This is a genomic window from uncultured Oscillibacter sp. (assembly GCF_900546705.1).
Classification (GTDB): domain Bacteria; phylum Bacillota; class Clostridia; order Oscillospirales; family Oscillospiraceae; genus Oscillibacter.
The window spans coordinates 89,433-106,449 of record NZ_URDP01000001.1; the positions used below are offsets into that span (position 1 = coordinate 89,433).

At 62.5% G+C, this 17,017-nt stretch carries 11 protein-coding genes; 10 read left to right on the forward strand and 1 reads right to left on the reverse strand.

Going from position 1 to position 17,017, the window contains the following annotated elements:
• Positions 1–61 precede the first annotated feature (61 nt).
• From QZS13_RS00410 to QZS13_RS00420, 3 genes are read left to right on the forward strand one after another with little or no spacing between them, the layout of a single operon-like run.
• Complete coding sequence (locus QZS13_RS00410) at positions 62–487, forward strand: helix-turn-helix domain-containing protein (RefSeq protein ID WP_295584119.1); 426 nt, start codon at positions 62–64, stop codon at positions 485–487.
• A 32-nt stretch (positions 488–519) separates the two neighbouring features.
• A complete protein-coding gene (locus QZS13_RS00415) occupies positions 520–2,070 on the forward strand; it encodes an O-antigen ligase (protein WP_295584121.1) in 1,551 nt (516 codons plus the stop codon).
• Positions 2,067–5,870, forward strand: coding sequence for an S-layer homology domain-containing protein (locus tag QZS13_RS00420; protein WP_295584123.1), 3,804 nt, complete (start codon positions 2,067–2,069; stop codon positions 5,868–5,870). The genes QZS13_RS00415 and QZS13_RS00420 overlap by 4 nt, the downstream gene beginning before the upstream one ends.
• Positions 5,871–6,009: 139 nt before the next feature.
• On the opposite strand, the gene QZS13_RS00425 is transcribed toward QZS13_RS00420, so the two are convergent.
• On the reverse strand, positions 6,010–7,668 hold the full coding sequence (locus tag QZS13_RS00425) for a ribonuclease J (RefSeq protein ID WP_295584125.1): 1,659 nt from the start codon (positions 7,666–7,668) through the stop codon (positions 6,010–6,012).
• Positions 7,669–8,086: 418 nt separating this feature from the next.
• Between QZS13_RS00425 and QZS13_RS00430 the strand changes: the two genes are divergently transcribed.
• From QZS13_RS00430 to ftsH, 7 genes are all read left to right on the forward strand, one after another.
• Complete coding sequence (locus QZS13_RS00430) at positions 8,087–9,112, forward strand: LacI family DNA-binding transcriptional regulator (protein ID WP_295584128.1); 1,026 nt, start codon at positions 8,087–8,089, stop codon at positions 9,110–9,112.
• A gap of 153 nt (positions 9,113–9,265) precedes the next feature.
• Positions 9,266–11,260 carry a DHH family phosphoesterase gene (locus QZS13_RS00435; protein WP_295584129.1) on the forward strand — a complete coding sequence of 665 codons (1,995 nt, stop codon included), beginning with the start codon at positions 9,266–9,268 and terminating at the stop codon, positions 11,258–11,260.
• Between the two features lie 29 nt (positions 11,261–11,289).
• Positions 11,290–11,739, forward strand: a complete 450-nt coding sequence (rplI, locus tag QZS13_RS00440) for a 50S ribosomal protein L9 (RefSeq protein WP_295584131.1) — start codon at positions 11,290–11,292, stop codon at positions 11,737–11,739.
• Positions 11,740–11,796: 57 nt separating this feature from the next.
• A complete protein-coding gene (gene dnaB, locus QZS13_RS00445) occupies positions 11,797–13,149 on the forward strand; it encodes a replicative DNA helicase (RefSeq protein WP_295584133.1) in 1,353 nt (450 codons plus the stop codon).
• Positions 13,133–14,494 (forward strand): tRNA lysidine(34) synthetase TilS, encoded by a 1,362-nt coding sequence (tilS, locus tag QZS13_RS00450; RefSeq protein WP_295584135.1) that lies wholly within the window; start codon positions 13,133–13,135, stop codon positions 14,492–14,494. The genes dnaB and tilS overlap by 17 nt, the downstream gene beginning before the upstream one ends.
• Positions 14,484–15,038, forward strand: coding sequence for a hypoxanthine phosphoribosyltransferase (hpt, locus tag QZS13_RS00455; protein WP_295584137.1), 555 nt, complete (start codon positions 14,484–14,486; stop codon positions 15,036–15,038). Before tilS ends, hpt begins: the two co-directional genes overlap by 11 nt.
• 72 nt (positions 15,039–15,110) lie before the next feature.
• Entirely contained in the window at positions 15,111–16,970 is a 1,860-nt protein-coding gene (ftsH, locus tag QZS13_RS00460; RefSeq protein ID WP_295584140.1) for an ATP-dependent zinc metalloprotease FtsH, read from the forward strand.
• The last annotated feature ends 47 nt before the right edge of the window (positions 16,971–17,017 follow it).

Sequence of the window (17,017 nt, forward strand, 5' to 3'; positions counted from 1 at the left end):
GTGAAAAGCGTTATAAATTTAATATAACCAATTTTATCCGGGAAGTAAAGGGGGAGTACCCGTGGAGGAGAAGAACACCGGCGATCTGCGCCGGGAACTGATGGAACAGGACAGCATCGATACTTACATCAAGGACAATGCGGCAGCGTTTACGGACAAGACCGTGGCGGAGCTGCTGGCGGCCTTGTACGATCAAAAATCCCTCAGCAAGGCGGAGCTTGCCCGCCGGGCCAGTATGAGCGAGGTGTATCTGCACCAGGTGTTCTCCGGACGGCGCAACCCCTCCCGGGACCGGCTGCTGTGCCTTTGCATCGGCCTGGGCGCCACGCTGGAGGAGACGCAGACGCTTTTGAAGCAGGCGTCCTATGCCCAGCTGTATCCGAAGAGCAAACGGGATGCCATCGTCATCCACGGACTGCTCCATGGAACGGAGCTCAACGAAATCAACGACAAGCTGTTTTCTGAAAACGAAAAAACGCTGTTTTGACGCGGATACCACGGCAGACGGGAGGTAAGGGCGTGGAAAAGACCCGGAAAAAGAAAAGCGCCCCCGCCTCTGCGCTGGAGCGGATTACGCTGCTTTACACGGCGGTCATGGCGACCGCCGGAGTGGTGCTGCCCGGCCTGCGCGGCTATACCGTCGCGGGACGCAGCGCCTTTTTGTTCTGCACCGGCGCCTCCCTTTTCTATCTGGCGGCCTTGGCCATCACGGCGGCGGAGGTGGCCCTCACCGGGGGCGGACGGCTGCGGGAGCTGCTGGGGCCCCTGACGCAGGTGCGGCCGGGACGGATCTTTTTTTTGCTCTATGCGGCCTGGGCGGCGCTGTCGGCGGCCTGCTCCGAATATGAGGGCGTGTGGCTGGGCCTGAGCCGGTACGAGGGACTGGCGTTTATTCTGGTGTGCGTGGCGGTCTACTGGGCGGTTTCCGCCTATGGCCGCTGGGACGACCGGCTGCTGATTTTGCTGGGGGCGGTTTTGTTTTTCAACGCCGGCGTGGGCCTTTTGCAGTATGCAGGGGCCAATCCCCTGGGCCTTTTTCCGGAGGGGGTCAATTTCCATGATGCCTTTGTGCTCTACAACGGGCAGTTCCTGGGTACGCTGGGCAATGTGGATGTGCTGGGAGGTTTTTTGTGCCTGACGGTCCCCCTCTTTTACGGAGCGTATCTGACGGGCGGCCGGCCGTGGGTGCTGGCTCCGCTGGCGGCGGGCGGATTTTTGCTGGCCCTGGCGGACGTGGATGCGGCCTACGTGGGTCTGGCGGCCGCCCTGGTTTTAACGCTGCCCTGGTACTGCCGTATGGAACGGATTCTGCCCCGTTTCTGCACGGCGGCGGGGGTGCTGGTGCTTTCCCTGGCGGCAGGCGGCACGCTGTACGCCGACCGGGAGACTGCCCTTGGCCTGCGGCCGGGCACGGTAGAGGCCGTTTTGGCGGCTGTGGGTGCGGCAGCCCTGCTCTTGGGATGGCGGGCGGCGCAGTCGGACAGGCTCTGCCGTCCCGGCTCGGAGAAGGCGCCCCGGCGGCTGTGGCTTGCCGTAGCGGTCCTGACGGCGGCCGGAGTGGGAGCGGCATATGTACTGCCGTTTTCCTCCGGCACACTGGGCCAGGTGCACCAGCTTCTCCACGGCACGGTGGACCCGTCTTTCGGCTCCGGCCGGGTGCGGATCTGGCGGGAGGTGCTGCGGCTCATCGGCCAGTCGCCTCTGCTTGGCGGCGGGCCGGATACTCTGGTGGCCCGGATGGGCTTCACCTTCACCCGGTACTCCCAGGAGACAGGGACCGTCATTGAGGCGGTGGTGGACTCCGCCCACAACCAGTTCCTGGATATTGCCGTCAACCTGGGCCTGCCTGCCATGGCCTTTTACGTTGCGGGCCTTGTCTGCTGGCTGCGGAGCGTGATCCGGCGACGGCCCCGGGCGGCGGGAATTATCCTGCCCAGTGTGGCGGCCTATCTGGTGCAGATTTGCTTTACGGTCAGCACCAGCGGCGTGATTCTTCTTTTCTGGATATTGCTCGCCCTGTGCGAGAGAGATATCAATTTATCAAACTGCAAGGAGGAAGATTTGAAATGAAGCAACGAACAACACCAAAGCTGCGGCTTCTGGCGCTGAACCTTGTATTGGTGCTCCTGGTTTCGCTGGCACTGCCCATGACGGCAGGCGCAGCTGACGTGGGTATCAATCTGTACAATGGCGAAGAAGACTTGTACGGCGATGGCTGGCAGTACCATGCGCAGGAACGCGATCTGGTGCTTAATGGCTATCAGGGCGGCCCCATCACTGTCACCGGTGACCTGGACATTTACAGCTACGGTGATGTGGATGTTGCCGGTATCGGCAGAAGTCACGCCATTTCCGTGACCAACGGTGCCGTCTACGTGTATGTGGAGAACGGCACCATGAACGTCACCGCTCAGCAGGACGCCTGCGGCATCTATGCAAGCGGCTCGGGCGCCATGGTGAGTATTGTGCCCCTCAACGGTGATGCCATCATCCAGGCCGGTCCCACCGGCGCCGGAATCTTCTCCGCCGGCAGTGTGATTCTCATGACGCCGCCCAAGAGCTGGACCTCTCCGGACGGCACCGTCTGCTATGACGGCAGAGGCGATGATGACGGGATGTATACCGGCCAGGTCCAGGTCATCGGCCCCAGCGAGGGGTACAAGACCAACGCCGCCATCCACGGCATCTATGTCCTGCTGGATGCGAACGGCTCTGTCATCAATCCGTCCAGCGCTCCCGCCATCAGCTGTGCGGGGCTGGTAGTCGGCTATGACTATTCCGGCACTTCCTACGGCATCCAGACCGGCAGCACGGTGAACATGACCGTCAAGGCCGGGGGAGACGCCCGGGCCGTCAGAGGCATCACTCAAAGCACGCCGGAGCAGGGTATGGAGATCTCCCAGCACATCCAGGCGGACTGGAAGTATTTTATCAGCAACAATCCCCGCACCACCCCCACGGAGCTGACCCTCTATCCCAAGACTTACACCACCACCATCAATGCCGACGGCGGCACGGTGGACGGTCAGCCCACCAAGGCGGTGGCCCAGGCCTATCCCGCCCATGTGAAGCTGGCGGATTACACCTTCGCCCGTCCCGACTACCAGCTCACCGGCTTCAGCGTGGGCGGCAAATCTGTGGCGGCGGACTATGAGTTCATCCCCACCCAGGATACCACCGTCACCGCCCTGTGGCAGTATGTGGGCAAGAACGATGTCTCCGGGCAGATCACCTTCCCCCAGACATCCACGGACGCCACCTACACCGGCGCGGCCATGCCCCTGAGCCAGTTTGTGAGCGCTGCCTCTCTGAGCAGCCAGCCCGGCGCGTCCTTTACCTACACCCTGCGCAAGGACGGCGGCGCCGAGCAGACGGTGACGCTGGATTCCACCGTTACCGATGCGGGCACCTATACTGTCACCGCCAAGTATGAGGACGAGGACAACCTGGGCACCCAGAGCCAAACCTTCACCATCCAGAAAGCCACGCCGGTGCTGACGGTGCCCCAGGATACCACTACGATCATCGTGGGCAACCAGGAGCGCGTGGTCGTCACGGCCAAGCTCCCCTCCTCCGAGGCCCTGCTGCCTGTGACCTATGAGAACAGCAATACCGGGGCGCTCGGCGTGGAGGGCACCGAGGGTGAGGCCGTGCTCACCGGCAAGTCTGCCGGCGATGCCACCGTCACCGTCTCCTATGCCGGCGACGCCAACACCAACCCGGCCAGCGCCTCCTTCCAGGTGCAGGTCATCGACCTTCCCCTCCAGGAGATCGCTTTCACGGACGGCACCGACAAGTCTGCCACCTACGGCGACAGTCCCATTACCGATGCGGCCGTCAACCACTCTGTCGGCGGCGGCACCATCACCTACACCAGCAGCAACGAAGCCGTTGCTACGGTGGACGGCCAGGGTCAGGTGACCATCACCGGCGCCGGCGAGACCACCATCACCGCCACCGCCGCGGCCGTGCCCGGCGCGTTTGCCGCCACCTCTGTGGACTATACCCTGACTGTGGCGCCCAAGGCGGTTACCGCCCAGGCTGCCGCCCTCACCAAGACCTTTGACGGCACCACTGCCGCCCAGGCAACCGTCACGCTGGACGGCCTGGTGAATGGCGACGCCCTGATCCAGGGCGTGGACTACGCGGTTACGGCCAGCTTCGACGACCCCAACGCCGGCACCGGCAAGACCGTGCAGGTGGCGGTTTCCCTGAAGAATACCGCCCTGGCTGCCAACTACACCCTGACCAATCCCGCCATCACCCTCACTGACGGCGTCATCGAAAAGGCACCTGCCCGGGTACTGCCTACCCAGAACGTATACGTGCGCTATGCCGATGTGGCTCAGCACAGCCGGGATGTGTCCCGCCTGCTGCCCGACAACGCCGGCGCCCGTGCGTACAGCCTGGGCAGCACCGAGGACGCTTACGGTTTGCTGGGCGATGCCTTCGCCGTAGACGCCGACGGCCAGGTCACCTTCTCTCTGCGTGACGGCCTGACAGAGGACGCCGTGGGCAAGAGCGCCTCTGCTCCCATTTTCCTCACCTCCGGCAACTACGAGGACTCCACCGCCGATGTGGTGGTCAACGTGGTCTATGAGTTCGTGCCCGTGCTGGATGTGGAGGATATCTCCGTCGTGTACGACGGGCAGCCCATTGCCGATACCGCTATCCGCGGCACCGCCGCGTATGACGGCCAGACCGTGGAGGGCACCTGGTCCTTTAAGGAGGGACAGAACCTGACCGCCGTGGCCGACAGCGGCCCCAAGACGGTGGTATTTACCCCCGCTGATACGGCAGTCTATGCCCAGGTGGAAACCACCGTGCTGGTGACCATCGGCAAGGCTGATCCCACCGGTGCACCTTCCTACACCGCCATCAAGGAGTCCGGCAAGACCCTGGCGGACGCCGCGCTGGGCGTGGGCACCATCACCCCCGGCGGCACCATTGCCTGGGACGACGGTGACGCCACCATCGTGGAGTCCAATACGGCCTACGGCTGGACGTTTACTCCTGACGATACCGACAACTATAACCTGCTGACCGGCGTCATCACTCCCTACAAGAGATCCAGCGGTGGCGGCAGCAGCGGCGCCAGCAGCTACTCCGTGGAGGTGAAGGCTGCGGACAACGGCTCCGTTTCCGTGTCTCCCTCCAGAGCTTCCCGGGGCGATCTCGTCACCGTGACGGTCAAGCCGGACGAGGGCTATGTGCTGGATACCCTCACCATCACCGACCGCGATGGCGACAAGATCGACTGCAAGAGCAAGGGCGACGGCAAGTACACCTTCACCATGCCCGCCTCCGCCGTGACGGTGAAGGCCGTCTTTGCCGAGGAGGCGCTGGCGTTCACCGATGTGCCCGCAGACGCCTACTATGCCGACGCGGTGAAGTGGGCCGTGGCCCAGGGCATCACCAGCGGCACCACCGCCACCACCTTTGCTCCCAACAGCGGCTGCACCCGCGGCCAGGTGGTCACGTTCCTGTGGCGTGCCAACGGCGAGCCGGAGCCTGCCTCCACGGTGAATCCCTTCACGGATGTCTCCGCTGATGCCTATAACTACAAGGCCATTCTGTGGGCCTATGAAAACGGCATCACCGGTGGCACCACCGCCACCACCTTCGCGCCCAACGCCACCTGCACCCGCGCCCAGATCGTCACGTTCCTGTACCGCGCCGACGGCGCCCAGGCCGTTGCGGGCGGAAACGCCTTTGCCGACGTGCCCGCAGACGCCTATTATGCCGATGCGGTGAACTGGGCCGTGGCTGAGGGCATCACCGGCGGCACCACCGCCACCACCTTTGAGCCCAATGCAACCTGCACCCGTGCGCAGGTGGTCACGTTCCTCTATCGCCATATGGCGCAGTGAGACATGCCGTGAAAGAGGCAAGGTAATCAGACAAAAGCGCCTCGCCAATAAGGCGGGGCGCTTTGTTTGCATCCGTTCCATCCGGAATATGCAAAAACACCACCGCCGGGCGGCCTGGCCGCCCAACGGTGGTGTTTTATTACAGCCGGGTCACAACGGGAATGACCATGGGGCTGCGCTTGGTGGTTTTGAAGAGGTAGCTGCTGACGGCGGACTTCACCGCACCCCGCAGCTCGCCGTCGTCCCGGCTGCGCTTGTGGGAGACGGACTCGGCGGCATCCAGAGCCACACCCTGGAGCTCCTTCATGAGATCGCCGGACTCCTTGACATAGATGAAGCCCCGGGTGATGATCTCCGGCTCGCTGAGCAGTGCGCCGTTGTGGGCGGAGATGGGAAGGACCACCACCACCATGCCGTCTTCGGCCAGACGTTTGCGGTCCCGCATGACCACGGCGCCCACGTCGCCCACGCCGGAGCCGTCCACGTACACCTCGCCGGCCGGCACGGAGCCGCTGAGCTTGAGGGTCTTGGCGGTCAGCTCGATGACGGAGCCATTGTCCGCGATGGCGATGTGGTTGCGGTCCATGCCCATGGCCTGGGCCAGCTGGCTGTGGATCTGCAGCATGCGCTGCTCGCCGTGAAGGGGAATGAAGAACCGGGGCTTGGTGAGGGCGTGGATGATCTTGAGCTCCTCCTGACAGGCGTGGCCGGACACGTGCAGCATGTCCGAGCGGTTGTAGACCACCTTCACGCCCTTGCGGAACAGCTCATTGATGACCCGGCTGATGGTGACCTCGTTGCCGGGGACGGCGGAGGCGGAGATGATGACCTTGTCCCCCGCGCCGATCTCCACCTGCTTGTGGGTGGAAAATGCCATACGGTAGAGTGCGCTCATCTCCTCACCCTGGGAGCCGGTGGTGACGATGACCTGCTTGTTTTTGGGCAGGCCCTTGATCTTGTTGATGTCCACCAGGGTGTTCTTGGGCACCTTCATATAGCCCAGCTCTGTGGAGACCTTCATCATGTTCTCCATGGACCGGCCGGTGACGGCCACCTTCCGTCCGAATGCGGCGGCAGCGTCCAGCACCTGCTGGACCCGGTGGACGTTGGAGGCGAAGGTGGTGACGATGATGCGGTCGTCGCAGTTTTGGAACTGCCGCATGAACGTGGCGCCCACGGTCTTTTCCGAGGGAGTGAAGCCGGGCCGCTCCACGTTGGTGGAGTCGGCGCACAGCGCCAGCACGCCTTCCTTGCCCAGTTCACCCAGGCGGGCCAGGTCAATGACCTCCCCATCAATGGGGGTGGAGTCGATCTTGAAGTCGCCGGTGTGGACGACGGTGCCCATGTGGGTGTGGATGGCAAAGGCCACGGAGTCGGCGATGGAGTGGTTGACATGGATGAACTCCACATTGAACTTGCCGGCCCGGACGGTTTTGCCCGGTTCCACGGTGATGAGCTTGGTGCTCTTGACCAGGCCGTGCTCCTCCAGCTTGAGCTTGATAAGGCCGGCGGTGAAGCGGGTGCAGTAAATGGGCATGTTGATCTGCTTGAGCACATAGGGAATGGCGCCTACGTGATCCTCGTGGCCATGGGTGATGAACAATCCCCGAATCCGGGAGCGGTTCTTGATGAGGTAGCTTACGTCGGGAATAATCAGGTCGATGCCGTACATGTCGTCCCCGGGGAAGGCCATGCCGCAGTCTACCACAATGATCTCTCCGCCGTACTCATAGGCGGTCATGTTCTTTCCGATTTCGTTGAGACCGCCCAAAGGAATGATTTTCAGTTTTTCTGCCATAAAATTCTCGATACTCCTTGCTTATTCAAAAATATAGGTACAGCAAGGCGTTTCCCGGCGGCGCAGGACGGCAATCAGACACTGCACCCCGAAAAAGGGCGCACAAAATCAAGACGTCCGCATCCCGTCCGGCCCCGTTTCGCCGGCGGGAGGATGGTGTCGTCCGATGCTGCCTATGGAAAAGCCTTTTTTATTATTTGACCGAAACGGAAAGCGCAGTCCGCACCGGTAAAATACAAGAAAAGAGCGGAGAAGCAGGTGCTCCTCAACGCAATTGTCAATATAGTATAGCACACAAATCCCCACTTGTATACATTTTTCTTTTGACCCGGCGTGAAGAAGGCGAAACAAAAAATGGGGATTGACACCCCCGGGGAATATGTTATTATGTGAACGTTAACAGAATGGAGGAGTTCCTATGCGCGCAACCATCAAGATGATCGCGGAACGGGCCGGCGTGTCCATCGGCACCGTGGACCGCGTGCTCCACGACCGGCCCTATGTGAAAGCGGAGGTGCGCCAGCGGGTGCTGGAGGTTATGGAGGAGCTGGACTACCGGCCCAACCACATGGCTTCGGCCCTGGCCACCAGCGGCACGGCCCGCCGTTTTACCATGGTGCAGCCCCGGTGGGAGGGGTACGTAGGGCGGGAGATCTCCATGGGCGTGCTCCGCTTCCGGGAGGAGCGCCGGGATTACAACCTCAGCGTCTGTGTGGAGGAGTATCCCCAGGGGGATACCCGGGCGTGTCTGGCCCTGCTGGACCGGCTGATCCAGGAGGGGGCGGACGGCGTGGCTCTGTGCGCCTCCGACGACCCGGCGATCCGGGAGCGGCTGGAGACACTGCACAGCCGGGGCATCCCGGTGGTGACCTTCAATTCCGATCTGACAGGCGCCCGGCGGCTGTGCTATGTGGGGGAGGACGCCCACCGGGCCGGTCGGATCGCCGGAGAGATCGCCGGCAAGTTCTGCCGGCCGGGGGACCGGATGCTGCTGGTCTATGCCGGCCCGGAGTACGGCAGCCACAAGGCCCGGGTGGGCGGATTCATGGAGCGGCTGGGGGAACTGGGATTCCCTGAGGACACCTTCCGCCTGGCCGTGACCCGCAACGATTACGACCTGACGATTGCGGCGGTGTCCCGGGCGCTGGAGGAGGAGCCGGCGCTGCGGCTGGTCTACATGGCCAACCTCAGTGTGCCCGCCTGTGTGGTAGCCATCCGCCGGGCGGGGAAGGAGGGGCAGATCCGGGTGCTGGCCCATGACGGCGGACCGGAGATCCGGGCCTTTTTGCAGACGGGCCAGGTGGATTTCAGCATTGACCAGAACCTGACCTACCAGAGCTATCAGGCGCTCAATGTGCTGTTCCGGGCGGTTTTGGAGCACAAGCTGCCGGAGCGGGAGTGCTACTACCCGGCAAGCCCCATTTTGAATGCGGAGACGGTATGAGCGGAGGGCGGGTGCCCTCCGCTTTCCCGTTCCGGCAAAGGAAGCGGACTGTCCGGCACTGTCCGCGGCTGGGGGAGTTTGCTATTGCACCTTGCGGGGAAAACTGCTATACTAATTAGAATCTATGAGTATGTGCACAAAGGAGACTTTGGAATGAACAATAAAAAACTCTCCCGACTGCTGGAGCCCAATTTGCAGCTCTATTTTCTGTGCATGGTGCTTTTCTGCGCGGCCACGGCCATGGCCAGCCCTCTGCTGGCACTGGCGGAGGGCTGCGTGACGCTGGCGCTGTATGTGTATTTTACCAAGTCCAACCAGAAACGGCGCCAGGGTGTGCTGCAGTATATCGACAACCTGACCGGCAGTGTGGATACTGCCAGCAAATCCACGCTCATCAATTCACCGCTGCCCATTATGGTATTCCGGCCGGACACCGGTGAGGTCATCTGGAGCAATGAGAATTTTCTGCAGCTGGCCGGCGTACGGGAGCACCTGTTTGAGATGAAGGTGGAGGACGCGGTGCCCGCGTTTTCCTTCCAGTGGCTGCTGGAGGGCAAGCAGGAGAGCCCGGAGCGGGTCATTATGAACAACCGCCGCTTCCGGGTGTACGGCAGTCTGGTGCGGGCCAAGGGCCGGGGCAGCGAGCAGAACCTGGTGGCCACCACCTACTGGGTGGATACCACCGAGGCCGATGAGCTGCGGGAGAAATATACCGCCACCCGCCCTGTGGTGGCTGTGATTCTGATCGATAACTACGAGGATTTGATGAAGGCCTGCGCAGATACCGCCCGCAGCGCCGTCCTGGCACAAATCGACGAAAAGGTCAGTGCCTGGGCTGCCTGCAGCGGCGCGCCGCTGATCAAGACCTCCCGGGACCACTATCTGTTCATCTTTGAAGAGCAGCACTTCGACCACTTTGCCGAAGAGCGGTTTTCCGTGCTGGACGCCATCCGGGACATCAAGGTGGGCGAGGGCGTGCACCCTACGCTCTCCATCGGCGTGGGCAAGGACGCCGACACCATGGCGGAGCTTTATAAAAACGCCAACCTCTCTGTGGAGATGGCCCTCAGCCGGGGCGGCGACCAGGCGGTGGTCCGGGGCAAGGTGGACTTTGCATTCTATGGCGGTCGGGCCAAGACCACGGAAAAGCGCACGAAGGTCAAGTCCCGGGTCATGGCCAACGCCTTCAGCGAACTGGTGGCGGACGCCGCGGAGATCTACATCATGGGCCACAGCTTTGCGGATATGGACGCCGTGGGCGCCGCCGCGGGCCTTTTCTGCGCAGCCCGGAACCGGGGCAAGAAGGCCCAGATTGTCATCGATCTGGACCACAACGCCGCCCAGCCGGTGCTCCGCAAGCTGCTGGCTCTGCCGGAGTATCAGAATGTGTTTATCTCCGGCAGCGAGGCGTTTTTGAAGATGCGCCCCGGCGCACTTTTGATCGTGGTGGACACCAACCGACCCGACATGGTGGAAAACCAACAGCTGCTGGAGTCGTGCAACCGGGTGGCGGTTATCGACCATCACCGACGTGCCGCAACATACATCGAAAACGCAGCCTTCAGCTTCCACGAGCCCTACGCCTCCTCCGCCTCGGAGCTGGTGACGGAGCTTTTGCAGTACCTGGTAGAGCCGTCCGACCTTCTGCGTGAGGAGGCGGAGGCTCTGCTGGCGGGCATCGTGCTGGATACGAAGCACTTTACCCTCCGCACCGGCGGCCGCACCTTCGAGGCGGCGGCGTTTCTGCGCCGGGCCGGCGCAGACACCACCGACGTCCAGCGGCTGTTCCAGAGCGACCTTACCGAAATGGTCACCCGCTACGACATCATCCGCCGGGCGGAGACCTATCGGGACGCCATTGCCATCGCTGTGGTGCCGGAGGAGGGCGTGGACCGGGTGGCGGCTGCCCAGGCGTCCGATGAGCTGCTGGGTCTCAAGGGGGTCAAGGCGTCGTTTGTCATTTACCGCAACGGCGAGGATGTGCTTATGTCCGCCCGATCTCTGGGCGAGATCAATGTCCAGGTGATCCTGGAGGCGCTGGGCGGCGGCGGCAATTCCACCACTGCCGGCGGCCGGGTGGAAAAGGGCGACCCGGAGGAAGTGCGGACGCGGCTGTGTCAGGCCATTGACGACTACTTTGAAAAATAATCAAACCATAGAATAAGGAGAAGCAAACCATGAAAGTCATTTTGCAGCAGGATGTGAAGGGTCAGGGCAAGAAGGGCCAGATGGTGGAGGTATCCGAGGGCTATGCCCGCAACTTCCTTCTGCCCCGGAAGCTGGCCATTGCCGCAACGGCGGACGCCATCAACACCATGAATCTGCGGGAAAAGGCCCGCAAGGCTGAGGAGGCCCGCATGAAGGCTGAGGCCGAGGCCACCGCCGAAAAGCTCAAGGAGTGCCAGGTAAAGCTCACCGCCAAGGCCGGCAACGGCGGACGGCTGTTCGGCGCCGTCACCACCAAGGAGATCAGCGAGGGACTCAAGGCCCAGTTCGGTCTGGACATCCCCAAGCAGAAGCTGGTGCTGGAGGAGCCCATCAAGGCCTTCGGCAGCTATCAGATCAAGGCCAAGCTTGGCTTTGAGGTGACGGGCACCGTGTATGTGTCCGTGTACGAGGAAAAGTAAGACCATCCAAAGCGGCGCCGGAGTGCGCCGTATGCAGGCAACCAGGAGGTGAACACCATGGCAAATGAGGACTTGCTGCTGCGGCAGATGCCCCACTCCCTGGAGGGAGAGCAGGCGGTGCTGGGCTCCATGCTCATTGACCCGGACTGCGTCAAGGACGTGATGGACAAGCTCCGGCCCGGGGATTTTTATCTGCGGCAGAACCGGGAGATCTTCGAGACCATCTACACCATGTTCACCTACGCCCGGCCCATTGACGGCATCACCGTTTGTGAGGAGATGCAGAAGGCCGGCACCTACGATGAAAACACCACCCGGTCGTACCTGGCCCAGCTGATGGAGATCACCCCCACCAGTGCCAACGTCATGGAGTATGCGGCCATCGTCCGGGACAAGGCGCTGCTGCGGGGCGTTGCCCAGGCGGCGGCGGAGATCACCGCCATGGTCCAGGAGGGCGTGGGTGAGGCTGCGGATATCCTGGAAATTGCCGAGCAGAAGGTGTACGCCGTGCGCCGGGGCCAGAGCGCCCAGGACATGGTGCCTCTGCGGCAGGTGCTGCCGGACGTGCTGGACCGTCTCAGTGAGATGAGCGAGAGCGAAAACCACCTGCCGGGCCTTTCCACCGGCCTTTCCGCCGTGGACCACAAGATCACCGGCCTGAACAAGTCGGACCTCATTTTGCTGGCTGCCCGACCCGGCATGGGCAAGACCTCCTTCGCGCTGAACATTGCCCTCAACGTGGCCAAGAGCACGAAAAAGACCGTGGCCGTGTTCTCCCTGGAAATGTCCCGGGAGCAGCTGGCCACCCGGCTTTTGAGTTCCGAAGCCTGCGTGGAGAACAATCGCCTCAAGACCGGTTCCCTGCGGGAGACGGACTGGGAGAAGATTGCGGGTGCAGCCACCATCCTCAACAAGGTGGATATCCGCATTGACGACAACCCCATGCTGTCCGTGGCGGACATGAACGCCAAGTGCCGCCGCTTGGACAATCTGGGACTGGTGGTCATCGACTACCTGCAATTGATGACCTCTGCCGGCGGCAAGGGCGGCGGAGGCGAGAGCCGTCAGCAGGTGGTGTCCGATATGTCCCGTATGCTCAAGATCATGGCCAAGGAACTGAACATCCCCGTCATCTGCCTGAGCCAGCTGAGCCGTGCCAACGAAAAGCGGGACGACAAGCGGCCCATGCTCTCGGACCTGCGGGAATCCGGCGCCATCGAGCAGGATGCGGACATCGTTCTGTTTTTGTACCGGGACGACTATTATAATGAGGACTCGGAAAAGCACAACATCGCCGAGTGCATCGTGGCCAAGAACCGCCACGGTGAGACCGGCAAGGTAGAGCTCCGGTGGATGCCGGAGTACACCACCTTCGCCACCCTGGACAACCGCTATGGGGACGACGAGTGAGCTGTCGGCGGCCTGCCGGACGGTGCTGGATGCGGTCCGGCCCGGAGCGCGGGTGCTGTGCGCCGTCTCCGGCGGACTGGACTCCATGTGCCTTTTGCACTGGATGGCCCATTGGGGCCGAAAGGCGGGATTTGAAGTATGCGCAGCCCATTTTAATCATGGGCTGCGGCCCACGGCGGACCGGGATGAGCGCTTTGTCCGCGACCAATGCCGGCGGTGGAGCATTCCGCTGACAGCCGGCCGGGGAGATGCAGCGGCGGAGGCTGCCCGGGCGGGCCTTTCTACGGAGGAGGCGGCCCGGAACCTGCGGTATGGATTTTTGAAGGAAACCGGGGACCGGGAGAGGTGCAGTGCCATCCTCACGGCTCACCATGCCGACGACAACGCGGAAACCATGCTGCTGAACCTGATCCGGGGAACGGGCCTTCGCGGCCTTTGCGGCATTCCCCGGCAGAGGGATGGAATTGTACGACCTTTTTTGGAGATTTCCCGGGCGCAGCTGGCGGATTATGCCGCCGCCCATCACATCCCCCATGTGGAGGATGAGACCAACGCGGACCCCGAGGCGGCCGCCCGGAATCTGCTGCGGCTCCAGGTTATGCCGCTTCTGCGGCAGATCAATCCGGCGGCGGTGGAGAACATGACCCGCTGCGCGGGGATATTGACCCGGGAGGAACAGGCCCTGGAGCAGATGGCCAGGTCTCTGGCCGCTCAGGCCAAGGAGGAGCCGGGCACCGTGGTGATTCCCTGCGCGGTGCTGGCCCAGGCTCCGCCGGGCGTGGCTGAGCGGGCGGCACTGCTGCTGCTGGAGCGCGCTGCCGGACACCGGAAGGATCTGACTGCCGCCCACGGGGCCGCGGTCACAGCGCTGGCCCGGGCGCCGCGGCCGGGCGGCCAGGCGGTGCTGCCCTACGGCATCACGGCCCGGCGGGGAAAGTATGCCTTGTATCTGGAGCGGCGGCGCCCTGTACCGGAGGCGGTTTCCATTGCACCGGGACAGACTGTGCGCTTTGGAGATTGGACCGTGTCCCTGAACAGGAACGGCCCGGGCAAAACCGGCTGGCCGATGGCGCTGCCGGAAGAGCCGCTGTGTGTGACGGCCTGGCGTTCAGCCGACCGGCTGACACTGCCGGGAAGCCGGGGGAGCCGCAGCGTTAAGCGCCTTTGCGTGGACCGGGGCATCCCGCCGTTCGAGCGGGACGCGCTGCCGGTGCTGCGGGTAGGGAACCAGCCCGGGGCAGTGGCCCGGCTGGGCGTGGATTGTGCATTTGCACCGTCAGAGGACCATGAGACGGTATTTATAACATTTATGAAAGAAACAGAGGAGAACAAGTATGAGAAGTGAGATGGAAAAGGACATTTTGAAGGTCCTGGTCACGGAGGAGCAGCTCCGCACCCGTATTGCGGAAATGGGAGAGATCCTCTATGACCGCTTTCATGACAAGAGACCCCTGTTCCTCAGCGTGCTGAAGGGCTCCTTCGTATTTATGGCAGATCTGGTGCGGGCCTGCCAGGTCAAGAGCGATGTGGAGTTCATTGCCGTCAGCTCCTACCAGAATGCCACCACGTCCTCCGGCCGGGTACAGATCACGCATGATCTTCAGCAGGATATTACCGGCCGGCACCTGATCATTGTGGAGGACATCCTGGACTCCGGCAACACCCTGGCGTTTTTGAAGGAGTACTTCATGACCAAGGGCGCCGCGTCCATCACCATCGTCACACTGCTGGATAAGCCGGCCCGGCGGGCCAAGGCCATTACGGCGGATCTGGCCGGCTTCGTGGTGCCGGATGAGTTCGTGGTGGGCTATGGCCTGGACTATGCCCAGCAGTACCGCAACGTGCCCTATATCGGTGTTTTGAAGCCGGAGGTCTATACCCAGCAGTAAGCAGGCGATACCGGAGCGCGGGCACTGTACCGGCGGCGGTAAGGCGCTGCGCTTGAAGGAGGAATTGGTTACGTGACAAAGCAGAGTAGAGCGTCCGGAGCGAGCTTCATCTTTTTGGTTGTGGTGATTGTGGCCTGCCTGAGCTGGCTGTGGCAGGCGGACACCCGGGGGACCCAGCTGGACTACGCCCAGGTCTACCAGCTGTTCCAGCAGGAGCGGGTGGAGTCCTTTACCATCGACGCCAACAATACCCTCACTATGAACCTCACAGACGAGCTGAACGGCAGCAAGACCGTACGCTACCGGCTCCACGATTTCCAGCTCTTTTACGATCAGCTGGACGATCTGGTCAAGGAGCAAAGCGCCAAGGGGATTATCAAAAGCTACGATTATCCCCCGCCGGAGTCCACCAACTGGCTGGAGGTGCTGCTGCCCTGGCTGCTGACGGCCGTGGTGCTGGCCTTCATGTGGTACTTCATGATCGCCCGGACTCAAGGAGGCATGGGGCCGGACCGAATGGCCAAATTCGGAACCGCCCGTACCCGGATGCTGACCGACAAGGACAAAAAGGTGACCTTTGAGGACGTGGCCGGCGCCGATGAGGAAAAGGAAGAGCTCCAGGAGATCGTGGAGTTTTTGAAAGACCCCAAAAAGTACATCGCCCTGGGTGCCCGGATTCCCAAGGGCGTGCTGCTGGTGGGCCCTCCGGGCACCGGCAAGACGCTGCTTGCAAAGGCGGTGGCCGGCGAGGCGGGCGTGGGCTTTTTGTCCATTTCCGGTTCCGACTTCGTGGAGCTGTATGTAGGCGTGGGCGCCAGCCGAGTGCGGGACCTCTTTGAACAGGCCAAGAAAAATTCTCCCGCCATCGTTTTTATTGACGAGATTGACGCCGTGGGCCGTCAGCGGGGCACAGGACTGGGCGGCGGGCACGACGAGCGGGAGCAGACCCTCAACCAGCTGCTGGTGGAAATGGACGGGTTTGCTGCCAACGAGGGCGTGGTGGTCCTGGCGGCTACCAACCGGGCCGACGTGCTGGACCCGGCGCTGCTGCGTCCCGGCCGGTTCGACCGGCAGGTGTACGTGGGACTGCCGGATATCCGGGGGCGGGAGGAGATCCTGCGGGTACACGTGCGGGGCAAACCCCTGGCCGAGGATGTGGATCTGCGGAAGCTGGCCCAGGGCACGCCGGGCTTCACCGGCGCGGATCTGGAAAACCTGGTCAACGAGGGTGCGCTGCTGGCCGCCCGGAAGGGACACCCCTATATTTCCATGGCAGATCTGAAGGAGGCAGAGATCAAGGTTATCGCCGGTCCTGAGAAGCGCAGCCGGGTCATCCCGCCCCACGAGCGGGAGCTGACCGCCTACCACGAAGCGGGCCACGCAGTGGTTATGCACGCCCTGCCCGATCACGATCCCGTCAACCAGATTACCATCGTACCCCGGGGCCAGGCCGGCGGCATGACCATCTCCCTGCCGGAGGAGGACCGCTCCTACCTCTCCAAGCGGTACATGGAAGACCAGATTGTGGCGCTTTTGGGCGGCCGAGTGGCGGAGAAGCTGTGCCTGGGAGATATCTCCACCGGTGCCAGCAACGACATCCAGCGGGCTACCCAGATTGCCCGGAAGATGGTGGCCAGCTACGGTATGAGCGATGAGATCGGCACGGTTTCCTTCGAGTCGGGTCACGATGAGGTGTTCATCGGCCGTACCATGACCCAGGGCCGCAGCTACTCTGAGGCAGTGGCGGCGCAGATCGACCGGGAAGTCCAGCGGGTGGTGGGAGATGCCTACCATCGCTGTGAGGAGATCCTCAAGCAGCAAAGAGACGCTCTGGATACGGTGGCCAAGTACCTCCTGGAGCACGAGACCATGGAGCGCTCGGAGTTCCTGGCCGTATTCGGCGAAAAGGACGAAAAAGAGCTGCCCCTGTAAGATGCAAAAAAAGAACCGCGAAAGCGGTTCTTTTTTTGCGCCGTTTC

Coding starts and splice junctions, on each gene's coding strand:
- QZS13_RS00420 (WP_295584123.1), top strand. CDS start 2,067: ATGAAGCAACGAACAACACCAAAGCTGCGGCTTCTGGCGCTGAACCTT.
- QZS13_RS00425 (WP_295584125.1), bottom strand. CDS start 7,668: ATGGCAGAAAAACTGAAAATCATTCCTTTGGGCGGTCTCAACGAAATC.
- QZS13_RS00430 (WP_295584128.1), top strand. CDS start 8,087: ATGCGCGCAACCATCAAGATGATCGCGGAACGGGCCGGCGTGTCCATC.
- QZS13_RS00435 (WP_295584129.1), top strand. CDS start 9,266: ATGAACAATAAAAAACTCTCCCGACTGCTGGAGCCCAATTTGCAGCTC.
- rplI (WP_295584131.1), top strand. CDS start 11,290: ATGAAAGTCATTTTGCAGCAGGATGTGAAGGGTCAGGGCAAGAAGGGC.
- dnaB (WP_295584133.1), top strand. CDS start 11,797: ATGGCAAATGAGGACTTGCTGCTGCGGCAGATGCCCCACTCCCTGGAG.
- tilS (WP_295584135.1), top strand. CDS start 13,133: ATGGGGACGACGAGTGAGCTGTCGGCGGCCTGCCGGACGGTGCTGGAT.
- hpt (WP_295584137.1), top strand. CDS start 14,484: ATGAGAAGTGAGATGGAAAAGGACATTTTGAAGGTCCTGGTCACGGAG.